Source organism: Variovorax sp. HW608 (genome assembly GCF_900090195.1).
Classification (GTDB): domain Bacteria; phylum Pseudomonadota; class Gammaproteobacteria; order Burkholderiales; family Burkholderiaceae_C; genus Variovorax.
Map to the genome: position 1 here is coordinate 2,304,776 of NZ_LT607803.1, position 14,944 is coordinate 2,319,719.

The 14,944-nt window shown below is 67.8% G+C and carries 14 protein-coding genes; 5 read left to right on the forward strand and 9 right to left on the reverse strand.

What is annotated here, in order from left to right; all coding sequences use genetic code 11:
• Positions 1–7 precede the first annotated feature (7 nt).
• Complete coding sequence (locus VAR608DRAFT_RS10660; RefSeq protein ID WP_088954047.1) at positions 8–3,220, forward strand: multidrug efflux RND transporter permease subunit; 3,213 nt, start codon at positions 8–10, stop codon at positions 3,218–3,220.
• Positions 3,210–4,625 (forward strand): efflux transporter outer membrane subunit, encoded by a 1,416-nt coding sequence (locus tag VAR608DRAFT_RS10665; protein WP_088954048.1) that lies wholly within the window; start codon positions 3,210–3,212, stop codon positions 4,623–4,625. The genes VAR608DRAFT_RS10660 and VAR608DRAFT_RS10665 overlap by 11 nt, the downstream gene beginning before the upstream one ends.
• Positions 4,626–4,635: 10 nt before the next feature.
• On the opposite strand, the gene VAR608DRAFT_RS10670 is transcribed toward VAR608DRAFT_RS10665, so the two are convergent.
• The 5 genes from VAR608DRAFT_RS10670 to VAR608DRAFT_RS10690 all read right to left on the reverse strand — a co-directional run bounded on the left by VAR608DRAFT_RS10670 (position 4,636) and on the right by VAR608DRAFT_RS10690 (position 8,877).
• A complete protein-coding gene (locus VAR608DRAFT_RS10670) occupies positions 4,636–4,851 on the reverse strand; it encodes a hypothetical protein (RefSeq protein ID WP_088958721.1) in 216 nt (71 codons plus the stop codon).
• A gap of 96 nt (positions 4,852–4,947) precedes the next feature.
• Positions 4,948–5,775: an ABC transporter permease gene (locus VAR608DRAFT_RS10675; RefSeq protein ID WP_088954049.1), complete on the reverse strand. Its 828-nt coding sequence runs from the start codon at positions 5,773–5,775 to the stop codon at positions 4,948–4,950.
• A complete protein-coding gene (locus tag VAR608DRAFT_RS10680) occupies positions 5,772–6,686 on the reverse strand; it encodes an ABC transporter permease subunit (protein ID WP_088958722.1) in 915 nt (304 codons plus the stop codon). The genes VAR608DRAFT_RS10675 and VAR608DRAFT_RS10680 overlap by 4 nt, the downstream gene beginning before the upstream one ends.
• Positions 6,650–7,741, reverse strand: a complete 1,092-nt coding sequence (locus tag VAR608DRAFT_RS10685) for an ABC transporter ATP-binding protein (RefSeq protein WP_088954050.1) — start codon at positions 7,739–7,741, stop codon at positions 6,650–6,652. The genes VAR608DRAFT_RS10680 and VAR608DRAFT_RS10685 overlap by 37 nt, the downstream gene beginning before the upstream one ends.
• 11 nt (positions 7,742–7,752) lie before the next feature.
• Positions 7,753–8,877 carry a polyamine ABC transporter substrate-binding protein gene (locus VAR608DRAFT_RS10690; protein WP_088954051.1) on the reverse strand — a complete coding sequence of 375 codons (1,125 nt, stop codon included), beginning with the start codon at positions 8,875–8,877 and terminating at the stop codon, positions 7,753–7,755.
• Positions 8,878–8,994: 117 nt separating this feature from the next.
• Between VAR608DRAFT_RS10690 and VAR608DRAFT_RS10695 the strand changes: the two genes are divergently transcribed.
• Positions 8,995–9,864 carry an NAD(P)-dependent oxidoreductase gene (locus VAR608DRAFT_RS10695; protein ID WP_088954052.1) on the forward strand — a complete coding sequence of 290 codons (870 nt, stop codon included), beginning with the start codon at positions 8,995–8,997 and terminating at the stop codon, positions 9,862–9,864.
• A gap of 29 nt (positions 9,865–9,893) precedes the next feature.
• Here VAR608DRAFT_RS10695 and VAR608DRAFT_RS10700 read toward each other — a convergent pair whose 3' ends face one another.
• The 4 genes from VAR608DRAFT_RS10700 to VAR608DRAFT_RS10715 form a co-directional block, all read right to left on the reverse strand.
• Positions 9,894–10,277: a type II toxin-antitoxin system VapC family toxin gene (locus tag VAR608DRAFT_RS10700; RefSeq protein WP_088954053.1), complete on the reverse strand. Its 384-nt coding sequence runs from the start codon at positions 10,275–10,277 to the stop codon at positions 9,894–9,896.
• Positions 10,274–10,489, reverse strand: a complete 216-nt coding sequence (locus tag VAR608DRAFT_RS10705) for a type II toxin-antitoxin system VapB family antitoxin (protein WP_088954054.1) — start codon at positions 10,487–10,489, stop codon at positions 10,274–10,276. Before VAR608DRAFT_RS10705 ends, VAR608DRAFT_RS10700 begins: the two co-directional genes overlap by 4 nt.
• A gap of 105 nt (positions 10,490–10,594) precedes the next feature.
• Entirely contained in the window at positions 10,595–12,166 is a 1,572-nt protein-coding gene (locus VAR608DRAFT_RS10710; RefSeq protein ID WP_088954055.1) for a cation:proton antiporter, read from the reverse strand.
• Between the two features lie 81 nt (positions 12,167–12,247).
• The gene (locus VAR608DRAFT_RS10715) at positions 12,248–13,216 is read right to left on the reverse strand and encodes a Bug family tripartite tricarboxylate transporter substrate binding protein (protein ID WP_088954056.1); all 969 of its coding nucleotides are present in this window, start codon (positions 13,214–13,216) and stop codon (positions 12,248–12,250) included.
• Positions 13,217–13,404: 188 nt separating this feature from the next.
• On the opposite strand from VAR608DRAFT_RS10715, the gene VAR608DRAFT_RS10720 reads away from it, so the two are divergent.
• Positions 13,405–14,133: a ribonuclease activity regulator RraA gene (locus VAR608DRAFT_RS10720; RefSeq protein ID WP_088954057.1), complete on the forward strand. Its 729-nt coding sequence runs from the start codon at positions 13,405–13,407 to the stop codon at positions 14,131–14,133.
• Positions 14,134–14,165: 32 nt separating this feature from the next.
• Positions 14,166–14,924: an IclR family transcriptional regulator gene (locus tag VAR608DRAFT_RS10725; RefSeq protein WP_088958723.1), complete on the forward strand. Its 759-nt coding sequence runs from the start codon at positions 14,166–14,168 to the stop codon at positions 14,922–14,924.
• Positions 14,925–14,944: the final 20 nt, after the last annotated feature.

The following is a 14,944-nucleotide window of genomic DNA, read 5'->3' on the forward strand; positions in this document are numbered from 1 at the left end:
CGCCCCCATGGATCGCTTCTTCGTCTATCGCCCGGTCTTCGCCTGGGTGATAGCGCTCTTCATGGCGCTCTTCGGCCTGATCGCGGTGGCGCTGCTGCCGGTGGAGCAATACCCGGACGTCGCGCCGCCCTCGCTCACCGTCTCGGCCGTCTACCCGGGCGCCGACGCGCAGACGCTCGACCGTTCGGTCACCTCGATCATCGAGGACGAGATGAACGGGATCGATCATTTCCTCTACATGTCGTCGACGAGCCGCGCGAACGGCTCGGCGCAGATCACGGTCACGCTCAGGCCCGGCACCGACCTCGACGTCGCGCGCTCGCAGGTGCAGGACCGGCTGGGCCGCGTCGAGCCCCGCCTGCCGCAGCAGGTGCGGCAGCTCGGCATCACGGTGACCAAGTCGTCGTCGGGCTTCCTGATGCTGATCGCGCTGCATTCCCAGGGCGGCGCCCTCGGCGCCACGACGATGGGCAACTTCGCCTCGAACAACATCGTCAACGAGCTGCGCCGCATCGGCGGCGTGGGCGACGTGCAGCTCTTCGGCTCGTCCTACGCGATGCGCATCTGGCTCGATCGCGACCGCCTCAACGGCTTCGGCCTCTCGGCCTCCGAGGTGCTCGCCGCGGTGCAGGAGCAGAACAGCCAGACCGCCAGCGGCGGCCTGGGCGACCAGCCGATCGCGCCCGGCTCGGAATTCAACGCGCAGATCGTGACGCAGAGCCGCTTCTCCACGCCCGAGCAGTTCCGCGAGATCATCGTGCGCGCCAACCCCGACGGCTCCACCGTGCGGCTCGGCGACGTGGCGCGCGTGGAGCTGGGCAACGACAGCTACGGCTTCCGCCTCACCGTGAACGGCCAGGAGTCGGCCGGCCTCGCGGTGCAGCTCGCCAGCGGCGCCAACGCGCTGGCGGTCGCGCGGCAGGTGCAAAGCCGCATGAAGGAGCTGGAGCCCATCTTTCCGCCGGGCATGCGCTGGAGCGTGCCCTTCGACACCACGCCCTTCATCACCACCTCGGTCCAGAGCGTGGTGCAGACCATGGTCGAGGCGCTGCTGCTGGTCACGGTGGTGGTGTTCCTCTTCCTGCAGAGCTGGCGCGCGACGCTGATCCCCACGCTGGTGGTGCCGATCGCGCTGGTCGGCACCTGCCTGGGGCTGCAGCTCTTCGGCCTGTCGATCAACCTGCTGTCGCTCTTCGGCATGGTGGTGGCGATCGGCATCCTCAACGACGACGCGATCGTGGTGGTCGAGAACGTCGAGCGCGTGATGCGCGAGGAGGGCCTCAACGCCCGGCAGGCCACCGTCAAGGCCATCGGCCAGATCTCCGGCGCGGTGATCGCGAGCACGCTGGTGCTGGTCGCCGTGTTCGTGCCGATGGCCTTCTTTCCGGGATCGACCGGCGGCATCTACCGGCAGTTCTCGGTCACGCTCTCGGTGTCGATCTTTCTGTCGACCGTGCTCGCGCTGACGCTCGGCGCCGCCCTGTGCGCGGCGCTGCTCAAGGACGACGCCACGCTCGCGCGCGAAGCGGCTGGCGGTCCACCCGGGGTGTTCGCGCGCCTGCTGAACCGCGTCTTCGGCGGCTTCAACCGCGGGCTCGAAGCCGGCACCACGAAATACATCGGCGGCGTGGATTCGATGCTCGGCAGGCCGGGCCGCTGGCTGCTGGCCTTCGTCGCCGCGTGCGGGGTCACCGCGTTTCTCTTCATGCGCCTGCCCGGCGGCTTCCTGCCGACCGAGGACCAGGGTTTCATCTTCGTCTCCTACACCGGCGCGCCGGGCTCGACCACCGCGCGCACGCAGCACGCGGTGAACCAGGTCGAAGCCTTTCTGCGGCAGCAGCCGCAGGTGCGCAACATCGCATCGGTCACTGGCTTCAGCTTCTTCGGCCAGGGCCAGTCGGCCGCGCTCTCCTTCGTCGACCTGAAGCCCTGGGGTGAACGGCGCGGCGAGGAAAACAGCGCGAGCGCGCTGGTGCGGCGCGCCAACGCGGCGTTCATGCAGATCCCCGAGGCGCTGATCTTCGCGCTCGACCCGCCGGCCATCCCTTCGCTCGGCAACGCGACCGGCTTCACGATGAAGATCCAGGACCGCAGCGGCGTCGGCGGCGCGGTGCTGCAGCAGGCGACCCAGCGCATGATGGCCGAGGCCGCGCAGAGCCCGGTGCTCGCGGGCGTGCGCGGCGAAGGGCTTCCGCCCGCGCCGCAGCTCTACGTCGAGATCGACCGCGTCAAGGCGCGCGCGCTGGGGCTGCAGATCGGGCAGGTCAACCAGGCGCTGTCGCTGAACTTCGGCGCCAACTACGTGAACGACTTCGTGCTGGACGGCAATGTGCTGCGCGTCTTCATCCAGGCCGATGCGGCGCAGCGCATGCGGCCCGAGGACATCGGCGCGCTGCGCCTCAGCAACCCCCAGGGCGAGCTGGTGCCTTTCTCGGCCTTCACCCGCGTACGCTGGATCTCGGGGCCGCAGCAGCTCGAGCGCTACAACGGCTTTCCCTCGGCGACCGTGTCGGGGCAGGCCGCGGCGGGCCAGTCGAGCGGCGCGGCGCTGGTGGAAATGGAACGCATCGCCCGGCACGTGCTGACCGGCAGCCTGACCTTCGAATGGACCGGCACCGCGTTCGAGGAAAAGCAGGCCGGTGGCCAGATCCCGCTCTTGCTCGCGCTGTCGCTGGTCGTCGTCTTCCTGCTGCTCGCGGCGCTCTACGAAAGCTGGGCGATCCCGGTCGCGGTGCTGCTGATCCTTCCGTTCGGCATCGCGGGCGCGGTGCTGCTGACGATGGCGCGCGGGCTTTCGGCCGACGTGTATTTCAACATCGGCCTCATCACCATCATCGGCCTGGCGGCGAAGAACGCGATCCTGATCGTCGAATTCGCGATCAAGGAAGAGACCGAGGGCAAGGACCCCGTCACCGCGGCGAAGAACGGCGCGCAGCAGCGGCTGCGGCCGATCCTGATGACCAGCGTGACCTTCGTGCTCGGCATGATGCCGCTGGTGCTCGCGACCGGCGCGGGCGCGGCGAGCCGGCAGGCGGTCGGCACCGGGGTGATGGGCAGCATGCTCGCGGCGACCTTCTTCGGCATCTTCTTCACGCCGCTCTTCTACGTCGCCGCGCGAAGGTGGCTGAGCCGCAAGAAGACCCACAGCCAGGAAGAGGACGAACGCGCGCTTCGCGAGGCGGCTGAGCCCAAGGAGGAAGGGCAGGGCAATGCGTCGTGAGCGCCGAGCCCTCCAGCTTGCCGCGGCCTGCTGCGCACTCGCCGCGTGCAACCACGCACCGACCTACCAGCAGCCGGCGCTGCCGGTCGCCGAACGTTTCGACACGGCCGGTGCGCCGGGCGGCCAGCGCGCCACCGAGATCGGCTGGGAGCATTTCTTCGGCGATCCGCAGCTCAAGTTCCTGATCAGGGCCGCGCTTGCCGACAACCGCGACCTTGCCGCATCGGTCGCGCGCATCGAGCAGGCGCGCGCGCAATACCGCATCCAGGATTCGGCGCGGCTGCCGCAGGTGAACGCCTTCGCGGGCGCATCGCGCACGCAGGCGCCGCTCAGTCAGCTGGAGCCCGAACTGCCGCCGAACAATGCGACCTTCATCTTCAACCAGTACAACGTGCAGGCGGCGATGGCGTCCTACGAGCTCGACTTCTGGGGCCGGGTCGCCAACCTCAGCGAAGCCGCGCGCCGGCGCTACCTGGCGACGGTGGAGGGCGATCGTGCCTTCAGGCTCTCGCTGATCGGCAGCGTGGCGGCCGCCTACTACGCGATCCGCGCGGGCGAGGAGGGCGTCGAGCTTGCCGCGCATACCGTCGCGGCGCGGCAGTACGCGCTGGAGATCGCCAAGCTGCGCCTCGACGCAGGCGTCACCTCGTCGGTCGACTACGATCAGGCGGCGATCCTCGTGACGCAGGCCGAGACGCAGCTCGCCGAGCTCCAGCGAACGACCGAGCAGCGGCGCGCGCAGTTGACGGTGCTGGTCGGCGGCCCGGTGCAGGGGCCGCTTCCCGCCGCGCGCGCGATCGAGGACCCGGGCCAGTTCGCGGACCTCGATGCCGGCCTGCCGTCGGACCTGCTCGCGAGCCGGCCGGACATCCTGCAGGCCGAGCAGCAACTGCGCGCATCCAACGCCGACATCGGCGCGGCGCGGGCCGCCTACTTCCCGCGCATCGCGCTCACGGGCAACTTCGGCTATGCCTCGCCGGAACTCGGCGACCTGTTCAAGAGCGGCAGCCAGGCGTGGTCGGTGGCCGGCCTCGTGAGCCTGCCGATCTTCGATGCGGGGCTGCGCCAGGCGCAGCTCGGCGCAGCCGAGGCGCGGCGCGACGAACTGGTCGCCGTCTACCAGCGCACGGTGCAGACCGCCTTCAGCGAGGTCTCCGAGGCGCTGATCGGCCGGCAGCGCTACCAGGAGCAGATCGTCGCCCAGGAAGCTGCGGTCCTGTCGCAGCGGCGGCTCGCCGAAGTCGCGCAGCTGCGCTACGAGAACGGCATCTCGATCTACCTTGAAGTGGTCGATGCGCGGCGCAATCTCTTTTCCGCCGAGCAGCAGCTGATCCAGCTTCGCGCGACGGCGCTGCAGAACGGCGTCGCGCTGTACGTGGCGCTCGGCGGCGGGCTCGAGCCCTGAGCCGGATCGTTCAGGCCGTCTCCAGCTCGATCAGCCCCTGCTGGACGTAGCGTTCGTACTCGTCGAGCGGAATCGCGGCGATCTGGGCGCTGTGCCCTTCGCCCCAGCTCAGCACCGCGCTGTCGGCGTTCAGCTGAACCTCCAGCGGTCCCTCCGGGATCGCGATCAGGGGACCATCGCCGGCCCGGTATTCGACGTTGCCCTTCACACGTGCATTCGCGGCCATGCTGATCTCCATGCGGTCTGCATGCTGCTGAGCCTAGACCGGCACAGGGCGAAAGCCGTCATCGAACGGCGCATGCCCCTGTAGGCAGCGGTGCCTTCAGCGCGCCTGCTCCCTGAAGCGCCGGCGTTCCCGCGACGCGATCCAGTAGCTCGTCACCAGGACGAACGCGCCGACGACCGCGACGACCACGGTGGCCAGCGCATTGACCGTCGGGTCCAGGCCCAGGCGGGCGCGCGAGAAGATCACCAGCGGCAGCGTGGTCGAGCCCGGGCCGGACAGGAAGGCGGACATCACCACGTCGTCCAGCGACAGCGTGAAGGTCAGCAGCCAGGCCGCCGCCAGCGACTGCGCGATCATGGGCAAGGTGACGAGGAAGAAGACCTCGAGCGGCCGGGCGCCCAGGTCCTCTGCGGCTTCCTCGTACTGCGGGTTCAGGTCGCGCAGGCGGGCGCCGATCACCACCGTGGCATAGGCGATACCCACGAGCAGGTGGCCCAGCCAGATCGTGACGAGCCCGCGCTCGGGCACGCCGAGCCAGCGCTGGACGAGCACCAGCATCAGGAGCAGCGAGAGGCCGACGATCACCTCGGGCATCACGAGCGGGGCGCTGACCATGGCCGAGAAAAGCACGCGGCCCCTGAAGCGCGGGAAGCGCTGGAGCGCGAAAGCGGCCAGGGTTCCCAGGACGATGGACCCGGTCGCGGTGCCCGCCGCGACGCGCAGCGAAAGGAACAGGCCCTCCCGGATCGCATCGTCGGCCAGCAGCTTGCGGTACCAGCGCAGGCTGAAGCCCGCCCACACGTTGGGCACCGGCGAGTCGGTGAAGCTGAAGACGATCAGCGAGACGATCGGCAGATAGAGAAATGCGAAGCCGAGCGCCAGCCAGATGCGACTGGTCCAGCGTGCAGTGCGCGTCGCGATCATCGGGCCGCCGCCGCCTTCGCCTGGCTGTCGTTGAAGACCGCCAGCGGGACGATGATCAGCAGCACCATCGTCACCGCGATGCTGGAGGCCATGGGCCAGTCGTTGTTGGAGAAGAACTCGTCCCAGAGCACCCGGCCGATCATGAGCGTTTCCGGACCGCCGAGCAGCTCGGGGATCACGTACTCGCCCACGCAGGGGATGAAGACGAGCATGGCCCCCGCGAGGATGCCGGCCTTCGACATCGGCACCGTGACCCGCCAGAAGGCCTGCCATGGGGTCGCGCCGAGATCCTGCGCGGCTTCGAGCAGCCGCAGGTCCAGCTTGGCGAGCGTGCCGTACAGCGGCAGCACCATGAACGGCAGGTAGGTGTAGACCATCCCCAGGATGAGCGAGAAGGGCGTGTACATGAACTGCCCGGGCGCCGAGATGAAACCGAGCGGCAGCAGCAACTGGTCGGCATGCACCTGGCTGAGCACGCGGCCGACCCAGCCCGTGTCCGCGTCCAGCAGGCCTTTCCAGGCATAGACGCGAAGGAGGAAGCTGGTCCAGAAGGGCAGCATCACGCCCATCAGCAGCAGGGGCTGGGCCGCCGCCGACGCCCGCGCCATGAAGTACGCGAACGGATAGCCGATGGCGAGACAGATCAGCGTCGTGATGCCGGCGTACAGCAGCGAGTGCGCGTAGGTCGACAGGTAGATCTCGTCGCTGAGCAGGGTCAGGTAGCTGCCGAGGTGGAGCCCGGCGATCTTCGCGCCTTCCATCTCGGCGAAGCTGATGCGCAGGACGATCAGGAAGGGCAGCAGGAAGAAGACGAGCAGCCACACGTAGGGCGTGCCGATCACGGCATGCCGGGCCTTGAAGGCGGAGGGCGTCTTCATGCCGTCAGCACGACCTGCGAGGTCGGCAGCCATTGCGCCCACACCGTATCGCCCTGGCCCGGCGCCCTTTCGAGCGAGTCGCTGCCGACATGGACCTTCAGGCGGGCACCGCTCGCGAGCCCCAGGTGGTACATCGTGTAGTCGCCGAAGTACGAGTGCGCCATCACCACGCCCTGCACCTGGTTGGCGTCGCCGGCGGGCTTCTCGTGCGAGAGCCGGATCTTCTCCGGCCGGATGGCCACCGTGACCGGCTGGCCCTGATGGCCGGCCATGTTGTGCCCGACCTGATGCAGCACGTCGGCGCATCGGATCCGGACGCCACCGGGTTCGATGGCCACGACCGTGCCCTCCATGAGATTGACGTTGCCCACGAAATCGGCCACGAAGCGGGTCGCCGGCATTTCATAGATCTCGGCCGGACTGCCGACCTGCACGAAGCGCCCCTCGCTCATCACGGCCATGCGCGAGGCCATCGTCATGGCTTCTTCCTGGTCGTGGGTGACCACCACGCAGGTCACGCCGACCTGCCGGATGATGTTGACGAGCTCGATCTGCGTGGCTTCGCGCAGCTTGCGGTCCAGCGCGCCGAGCGGCTCGTCGAGCAGCAGCAGCTTCGGTCGCTTGGCGAGGCTGCGCGCGAGGGCCACGCGCTGCTGCTGGCCGCCCGACAGCTGGTGCGGCTTTCGCTTGGCGAAGGGAACCAGTTGCACCAGCCGCAGCATCGCCTCGACCCGCGAGGCGATCTCGTCCTTCGGACGCCGGTCGCGCCGCAGGCCGAACGCGACGTTGTCCCAGACCGAAAGGTGCGGAAAGAGCGCATAGGACTGGAACATCATGTTGATCGGGCGCTCGTAGGGCGGCCGCCCCGCGAGATCCTCGCCGTCGAGCAGGACGCGCCCCGAGGACAGCGTCTCGAGGCCCGAGAGCATCCGCAGCAGGGTGGACTTGCCGCAGCCCGACGAGCCGAGCAGCGCGAAGATCTCGCCGCGCGCGATGTCCAGGCTGACCTGGTCCACGGCGCGAAAGTCACCGAAGTCCTTGGTGACCGATTCGATGCAGAGGAAGCTGTCGTCCGCGAGCGCGCTCATCGCGGTCCCGGTCACCGATTGGCCTTGAAGTTCGTGAAGGTCCGGGTGACGAGCCGGAGCGTGGCCTGGTCAGGCGTGTCGGGGGGGATCATCGCGGCAAGCGCCGTCGCGTCGGGGAAGACAGCCTGGTCCTTGGCCAGCGCCGGATCGACGTACTTCATCGCCGCCTTGTTCGGGTTCGCGTAGAACACCTTGTTGGTCAGCGACGCATGGACCTCGGGCCGCAGGATGTAGTTGATCCACTTGTAGGCGTTCTCCTTGTGCTTCGCATCCTTGGGGATCGCCATGGTGTCGAAGAACAGCAGGCCGCCCATCTTCGGCAGCAGCACCTGGAGGTTCTGCGGGTTGCGCGCCTTGTTGGACCTGTCCTTGGCGATCATGATGTCGCCCGACCAGCCGACTACCGCGCAGAGCTGACCCTTGGCCATCTGGTCGATGTAGTCGGAGCCCGACCCCGAGAAGCGCGTCACGTAGGGCCTCACCGCCTTGAGCATCTCGCCCGCGGCCTTGTAGTCCGCCGGGTCCTTGCTGCGCGGATCCTTGCCGAGGTACTTGAGGGCGATGGGCAGGATCTCCGAGGGCGTGTCGAGGAAGGAGACGCCGCAGCTCTTGAGCTTGGCCATGTACTCGGGCTTGAAGACCAGGTCCCAGGCGTTGTCCGGCATGGGCAGCCCGCCCAGCGCCTTCTTCGCCTTGTCGACATTGATGCCCACGGTGGTGTAGCCCCAGAGCCAGTCGACGAGGTAGTCGTTGCCCGGGTCCACCTTCGCGAGCTGCGCCTGGATCGCCGGATCGAGGTTCGCGAGATTGGGGATCTTCGACTTGTCCAGCTTCTGCAGCAGTCCGGCCTGGATCTGCATTTTCGCGAAGTGCGAGCCGGGGACGACCACGTCGTAGCCCGACATGCCGGCGACCAGCTTGGCGTGGAGCGCCTCGTTGCTGTCGAACAGGTCGTAGCGGACCTTGATGCCGGTCTCCTTCTCGAAGTTCCTGATCGTGTCGTCGGCGATGTAGTCGCCCCAGTTGTAGACGTTGAGCACCTGCTCGTCGTCATCGGCCCGCGCGGGGGCGGAGGCCAGCGCGGCGCAGGCCAGGAGCGCGTGAAGGATCGCGCAGCGAAGCATCCATGGTTTCATCTCGGGACTCCATATCAAAGCCGATCGACAATACCTCAAGCGCTTCGCGGCCGAAAGCGATTCGCGCCGAATCGCGGCGCATGCTGCAAAACGACAACGATCCTGAAAGGTGAACCAATGAAGAGCATCGGCATGGTGGGCATCGGCATGATGGGCCACGGCATCGCAAGCAACATCGCCCGGCGGGACTTCAGGCTCGGCGTGTTCGAGCACCCGGGCAACCAGCCGCTGGACGGCCTCAAGGCGGCCGGCGCGACCCCCTTCACGAGCCTGAAGGCGCTGGCCGCGCAGTCCGACGCGATCATCCTCGTGCTCACCGGCTCGCCCCAGGTGGAGGCGGTGCTGCAGGGCGCCGGCGGCATCCTCGAAGGCCTGCGGCCCGGCGCGGTGGTGATCGACTGCTCGACCGCGATCCCTTCGTCCACCGTGCGCGTGGCAAAGGCGGTCGAGGCGGCCGGCGGGCGCTTCCTGGACAGCCCCATGACGCGCACGCCCAAGGAAGCCGCCGAGGGCCGGCTGAACCTGCTGGTCGGCGGCGATGCGGCGCTGCTGGAGGAGTGCCGGCCGCTGTTGAAGTGCTTTGCCGAGAACATCACGCACATGGGCCCGGTGGGCGCGGGCCACAGCATGAAGCTGCTGCACAACTACGTCTCGCTCGGCATGGTCACGCTGCTGTCGGAAGCCGCGGCCTGCGCCGAGCGCAACGGCGTCGCGCCCGAGGCCTTCGTCGAGGTGCTCGCGAAGGGCGGTGGCGGCGGCATCGCGCTCGAGCGGCTCAAGCCCTTCCTGCTGAGCAGGGATGTGTCCGGCCTGCGCTTCTCGGTCGCCAACGCGCGCAAGGACCTGGACTACTACAACACCATGGCCACGGATGCCGGCACCCACAAGGCGATCGCCGAGGCGGTGCTGTCGACGCTGGAGCAGGCGCTGGCGCGGGCACCCGAGGCGCTGGTGCCGGAGTTGCCCTCGATCCTTGGGCGGACGTGAGGGCGACGATGCGCCACCCGATCCGGGAGTCAGTGGAGCACGGGCTGATGCAGAACCGAAAAGCGCGCCGCGAGGGCGCTGAGGCTCTTGTCGAGCGTCCACAACTGCGTTGACGGCGTCAGCAGCGTGCACGCAAGCAAGGTCAGGTCAACGAAGCCGCAACCCAGGCCATACAGTTGCTCGCGCTCGATGAGGGCCCTGACCTCGTCGAACGTCGCCAGTTGCGTCTTCCGCAGCAGGTCAAGGTAGCTCAAGGTCCGCGCGCGCGGCTCCGGCGGCGTTCCACACGCCAATTCAGCCACCACCATCGGGTGCGTCAGAACGCGATCCGCCTGCAGAAGGTCCGCCAGCGCGCTGTCCCGGCGACGGAAGTGGCCGACCCAAACGGACGTGTCCACGAGCACATGACTCATCTGGCGCGCACCTTCCCGGAGGAGGGCTTGCGTCGCGGAATGGGCGTGACTGTGCGTGCCGCACCGCCCAACGCAGCCAGCCGCTTGGCGGCTGCCACTCGGACGAAGGTCTCGACTGCCTCGCGAAAGAGATCCGCCTTGTCCATCGCTGGGTCTGCCATCTCCAGAGCTTTGGCATAGAGGTCGTCGTCAAGGGTCACGGTCGTACGCATGTCAATCTCCCAATCTGATGTAATTGTGCATCAGATTGGATGCGCATCAGGTGGCACTGAAATTGTCGGAAGCGGTCATCGGCGCCACCTCGGTGAAGAGCGCGCTCAATCCCGCCTGCCGCCGCCCGCGCTCAGCTCGGCCCAATCGAGCTCCTGCACCAGCACGCGGAAGGCGTCATCACCGATCACGTCGTCGCGCCGCATCTCGAACGCACGCTGCCGGGCGACCGCGATCGCACGGCGCCTGAGCGGGCCGCCGGGCACTTCGTCGACCCGCATCTCGTGCGCCTCGCTGGTGTTCAGCTCGACGATGGCGCCATATTCCTTGCGCAGCAGCTTGGCGGAAGGCGTGTCGTCGTCCTTGATGGCATCGAGCAGCGCGCCGTAGGCGTGCGCGCGGCCAAGACGGATCTCGCGGCCGACCGGATCGTCGTCGGTCAGGCCCAGGCCCCTGATCAGCGGACCGATCGTCAAGCCCTGCAGCACCAGCGTGCCCAGCACCACCGCAAACGCACACAGCAGGACCAGGTCGCGATAGGGGAAGGGTGATCCATTCGGGAGCGTCTCGGGAATGGCGAACGCCGCCGCCAGCGTGACGATGCCACGCATCCCGGCCCACGAGAGCACGACGGCGCTGCCGACCACTGGGCGCGGCCGCGCATCTCCGGTGTTGCCGGCACTGTCCTGGCGGCGGTGCGTCAGCAGCTTGTAGCTCATCACCCAGGCAAAGCGCGCCGCGATGGTGACCGCCAGGACCACCGCCGCGGTGACGACCGCATCGGTGCGCGAACCGCCGGCGTCGAGCCGCTGCCAGATCGGACGCAACTGCATGCCGATCAGGACGAAGGCAAAGGCGTTCAGCACGAAGACCACCGTCTCCCACACCGCGAAGATCGGCACGCGCATGTGCGCCGGCATCTGCGGGCCGCCACGGCGCGCGACCGTCATGGCGTACGCCACCAGCGTCAGGATGCCCGAAAGGCCGACGGCCTCGGCCGCGATCCAGACGCCGAAGGTGAGGGAGAACTGCACGATCAGCGCGATCGGCACCTCGCGCAGGCCCGTCGTCAACGGCCGCAGCGCGAAGGCACACCCCACGCCCGCCGCGAGGCTGCCGAAGACCGTCAGGAGAAAGACCGGCGCGAAGCTGCCGAATCCGAGGTGGCCGGCCAGCACGGTCATGATCGCGAGCCGGTAGACCAGGAGCGCGCTGGCGTCGTTCAGCAGGCTTTCGCCTTCGAGGATCTTCAGCAGCTTGTGCGGCAGCTTGACCTGGCGCATGACCGCGGTGGCGGCAGCGGCATCGGGCGGCGCGACGATCGCGCCCAGGGCGATCGCGACCGGCCACGGCATCTCGGGGATCAGCCAGCGCACGGCGAATGCGACCAAGACCACCGTCGTGCCGACCGCGGCAATGACGAGACCGGCGATCGGACGCCAGTTCGAACGCAGGTCGCGCAGCGAGGTGTCGTAGGCCGCGTCCAGCAGCACGGGCGCGACGAACAGCGTCAACGCGAGTTCGGGATCGAGCGTCCAGTTCGGACTGGCGGGCACGAAAGCCAGCGCGGCACCGCCGAGCGCGAGCAGGGTCGGATACGGCGCCCCCAGCTTGCGCGCCAGCGCGGCGAGCAAGGCCGCGCCGAGCAGCAGCATGATGATCCATTCGAATGTGGCCATGGTGCGATGAATCCTTTTCGAGGCGGCATGCTACGCCCCGTCGCGCGGATGGCCACGCTGGCCCGTTGGCTCGATGGCTGGTCAATCGATCCTGGCGCCCGAATCCTTGACCAGCTTGCCCCAGCGAGGGATTTCCTCGCGAAGGAGCTTGGCGAATTGCTCTGGCGTTCCGCCGGTCACTTCTGCGCCCTGGTTCGCGAGTTTCTGCTTCAGTTCGGGGTCCCGCAGCGCCTTGTTGATGTCCGCGTTGAGCTTGGTCACCACTTCCTTGGGCAGGTTCGCCGGGCCCGACACGGCAAACCACGAGATCGATTCGAAGCCCCTGTAGCCCGACTCCGCGACGGTGGGCACCTGCGGCAGGTCGTGGACGCGCTGCAGTGAAGTCACGGCAAGCGGGCGCATCTTCCCGCTCCTGATGTGAGGCAGCAGGGTTGTCACCGTGGAGAAGTAGAGCTGGACCTGACCACCGATCACATCCGTGGCGCCCTGGGTCGCGCCTTTGTACGGGATGTGGGTGAACTTGACGTCCGCTGCCTTCTGCAGGGATTCCGCCGCCAGGTGGGCAACGGTGCCGTTGCCGGAAGAGGCATAGTTGATGGCATCGGGCTTCGCCTTTGCGACCTTGATGACATCGGCCAGCGTCTTGTAGGGCGTGGCCTGGCCTGCCACGATCACCAGCGGCGAACTCGCCACCAGGCTCACCGGGGTGAAATCCTTGAGCGGATCGTAGGGCAGCCTTGGATAGAGCGTCGGGTTGATGGCGAGGTTGCTCGTCTGGCCCAGAACCAGGGTGTAGCCGTCCGGCGCGGCCTTCGCGGCCGCATCGACGCCGAGATTGCCGCCGGAGCCCGGCTTGTTGTCCACGACGAAGGTGTAGCCATAGGTGGTGAGCTTGTTGGCCAGCTCCCGGGCAATGATGTCGGTTCCGCCTCCCGCGGGAAAAGGGACGATCAGGCGAATGGGCTTGGCTGGCCAGGTCTGCGCCTGCGCTGCGAAGGAAAACAGGGATGCGGCGGCAAGCGCGAGGACCGCGCGGCGGGAAGATTGCATGAGTTTTGTCTCCAGATGAAGCGCCTTCGCGGCGCATGGGGGACACTCTAGAAGTCGGTTGCGTTCTGCACAATGCGGTTTCATCGTGTGAACCGTGGTGCGGCATACGAAACTGGCGCGAGACCTACAAAACCTCCTGCAATTACGGACGACAACAGATCCATCACCTATCTCGACCGGCTCACATCATGACCATCGAATCCCAGCCTCTAGCCCCGGCCATCCAGGCTGCACTGACCCACGTCTCGACTGCCACGCTGACGACCGTGTTGCTCAAGCACGGACTGCGCAATGTGTGGATCCGGGGCACCCGTCCCATCGCCCCGGGTCAGCCTCGCATCGTCGGAAGGGCGTTCACCCTGCGATTCGTCCCTGCGCGCGAAGATCTCGCGACCCCGGCTTCATGGGGATCACCGATCTCGACCCGGGCGGCCATCGAGGCCATGCCCGAGGGATGCATCGCCGTGGTGGGCGCCATGCGCACCACCGACGCGGGCATCTTCGGAGACATCCTGTGTGCCCGGATGAAGAAGAAGGGCGTGGCCGCGCTGGTGACGGACGGTGTCGTGCGCGATATCGAAGGCGTGCTGGGCACGGGCCTTGCCGTCTGGTGCCAGGGCACCGCTGCACCACCCTCGGTTGCCGGCCTGACCTTCGTCGGATGGCAGGAGTCCATCGACTGCGGCGGCGTCGCAGTGTTCCCGAATGACGTGATCGTCGTCGATCAGGACGGGGCCGTGCTGATCCCGGCGGCGCTGCTCGACGAGATCGTGAGCGAGTCGGTCGAGCAGGAGCGGCTCGAGGCGTGGATCATGGAGCAGGTCGGCCAAGGGGCGGAGTTGCCGGGTCTCTATCCGCCGAATGAAGCCAACAAGGCCAGGTACCAGGCGTGGAAGGCCATCGGCCCGAAGGCCTGAATCCATTCAGAAGACAGCGGACCGAGGTGCACATGCGCAACGACAGCAAGGACGAGCCGCCCGCGGAGCGCGACGGCGGGGTGATCGCGGTCACCCGGGCACTCTCCCTGATGGAAGCGTTCCAGGTGGGCGAGTCGGCGCTCTCGCTCGCGGAGCTGAGTCGCCGAGGCGGCATGCACAAGACGACCGTGTTGCGGCTTGCGCGCACGCTGGCCCAATCCAACTACATGGTGCAGACGGACGATGGGCAGTGGCGGCTCGGCCCCGCCGCGGGATGGCTGGGCGCGCGCTACCAGGCGGGCTTCGATGTCAACAACGTCGTCGAGCCGGCATTGCACGATCTGGTCAAGCTGACCGGTGAGAGCGCGTCCTTCTACGTGCGCGAGGGGGACATCCGCTCCTGCGTCGCTCGGGTGGAGGGGCCGCAGTCGGTGCGCCACAACGTCCGGATCGGAGAGCGCCTGCCGCTGAACCTGGGGGCCCCGGGCCGGGTGATCCTCGCATTCAGCGGCGCCAAAGGGGAGCCCTACGAATCCATCCGTTCGCGCGGGTTTCATATCTCCACGGGAGAGCGCGAGGCCGAGGTGGCAAGCGTCGCGGCGCCGGTGTTCCGGACCAACTGGAACCTGCTCGGATCGATGTGCATTTCCGGGCCGAGTTCGCGCCTCACGAAGGCGAAGCTTGAGAAGTACGCCAGGAGCGTGGTGCAAGCGGCGAACAAGCTGTCCTATGCCTTGGCGGGCGAGCGCTCGGCAGCGACCCCGCCGGTCGTCTCGAAATGGCACCCTTAGTGCCAGCCTGTCGTTGCGGG

What these genes read in the sequence shown, in the direction of transcription:
- VAR608DRAFT_RS10685 (WP_088954050.1), bottom strand. Translation starts at nt 7,741, where the DNA reads ATGAGCGCGCTCGCGGACGACAGCTTCCTCTGCATCGAATCGGTCACC.
- VAR608DRAFT_RS10710 (WP_088954055.1), bottom strand. Translation starts at nt 12,166, where the DNA reads ATGGCCACATTCGAATGGATCATCATGCTGCTGCTCGGCGCGGCCTTG.
- VAR608DRAFT_RS10705 (WP_088954054.1), bottom strand. Translation starts at nt 10,489, where the DNA reads ATGCGTACGACCGTGACCCTTGACGACGACCTCTATGCCAAAGCTCTG.
- VAR608DRAFT_RS10715 (WP_088954056.1), bottom strand. Translation starts at nt 13,216, where the DNA reads ATGCAATCTTCCCGCCGCGCGGTCCTCGCGCTTGCCGCCGCATCCCTG.
- VAR608DRAFT_RS10725 (WP_088958723.1), top strand. Translation starts at nt 14,166, where the DNA reads ATGCGCAACGACAGCAAGGACGAGCCGCCCGCGGAGCGCGACGGCGGG.
- VAR608DRAFT_RS10700 (WP_088954053.1), bottom strand. Translation starts at nt 10,277, where the DNA reads ATGAGTCATGTGCTCGTGGACACGTCCGTTTGGGTCGGCCACTTCCGT.
- VAR608DRAFT_RS10665 (WP_088954048.1), top strand. Translation starts at nt 3,210, where the DNA reads ATGCGTCGTGAGCGCCGAGCCCTCCAGCTTGCCGCGGCCTGCTGCGCA.
- VAR608DRAFT_RS10695 (WP_088954052.1), top strand. Translation starts at nt 8,995, where the DNA reads ATGAAGAGCATCGGCATGGTGGGCATCGGCATGATGGGCCACGGCATC.
- VAR608DRAFT_RS10675 (WP_088954049.1), bottom strand. Translation starts at nt 5,775, where the DNA reads ATGATCGCGACGCGCACTGCACGCTGGACCAGTCGCATCTGGCTGGCG.
- VAR608DRAFT_RS10720 (WP_088954057.1), top strand. Translation starts at nt 13,405, where the DNA reads ATGACCATCGAATCCCAGCCTCTAGCCCCGGCCATCCAGGCTGCACTG.
- VAR608DRAFT_RS10690 (WP_088954051.1), bottom strand. Translation starts at nt 8,877, where the DNA reads ATGAAACCATGGATGCTTCGCTGCGCGATCCTTCACGCGCTCCTGGCC.
- VAR608DRAFT_RS10670 (WP_088958721.1), bottom strand. Translation starts at nt 4,851, where the DNA reads ATGGCCGCGAATGCACGTGTGAAGGGCAACGTCGAATACCGGGCCGGC.
- VAR608DRAFT_RS10660 (WP_088954047.1), top strand. Translation starts at nt 8, where the DNA reads ATGGATCGCTTCTTCGTCTATCGCCCGGTCTTCGCCTGGGTGATAGCG.
- VAR608DRAFT_RS10680 (WP_088958722.1), bottom strand. Translation starts at nt 6,686, where the DNA reads ATGGCTGCCGACCTCGCAGGTCGTGCTGACGGCATGAAGACGCCCTCC.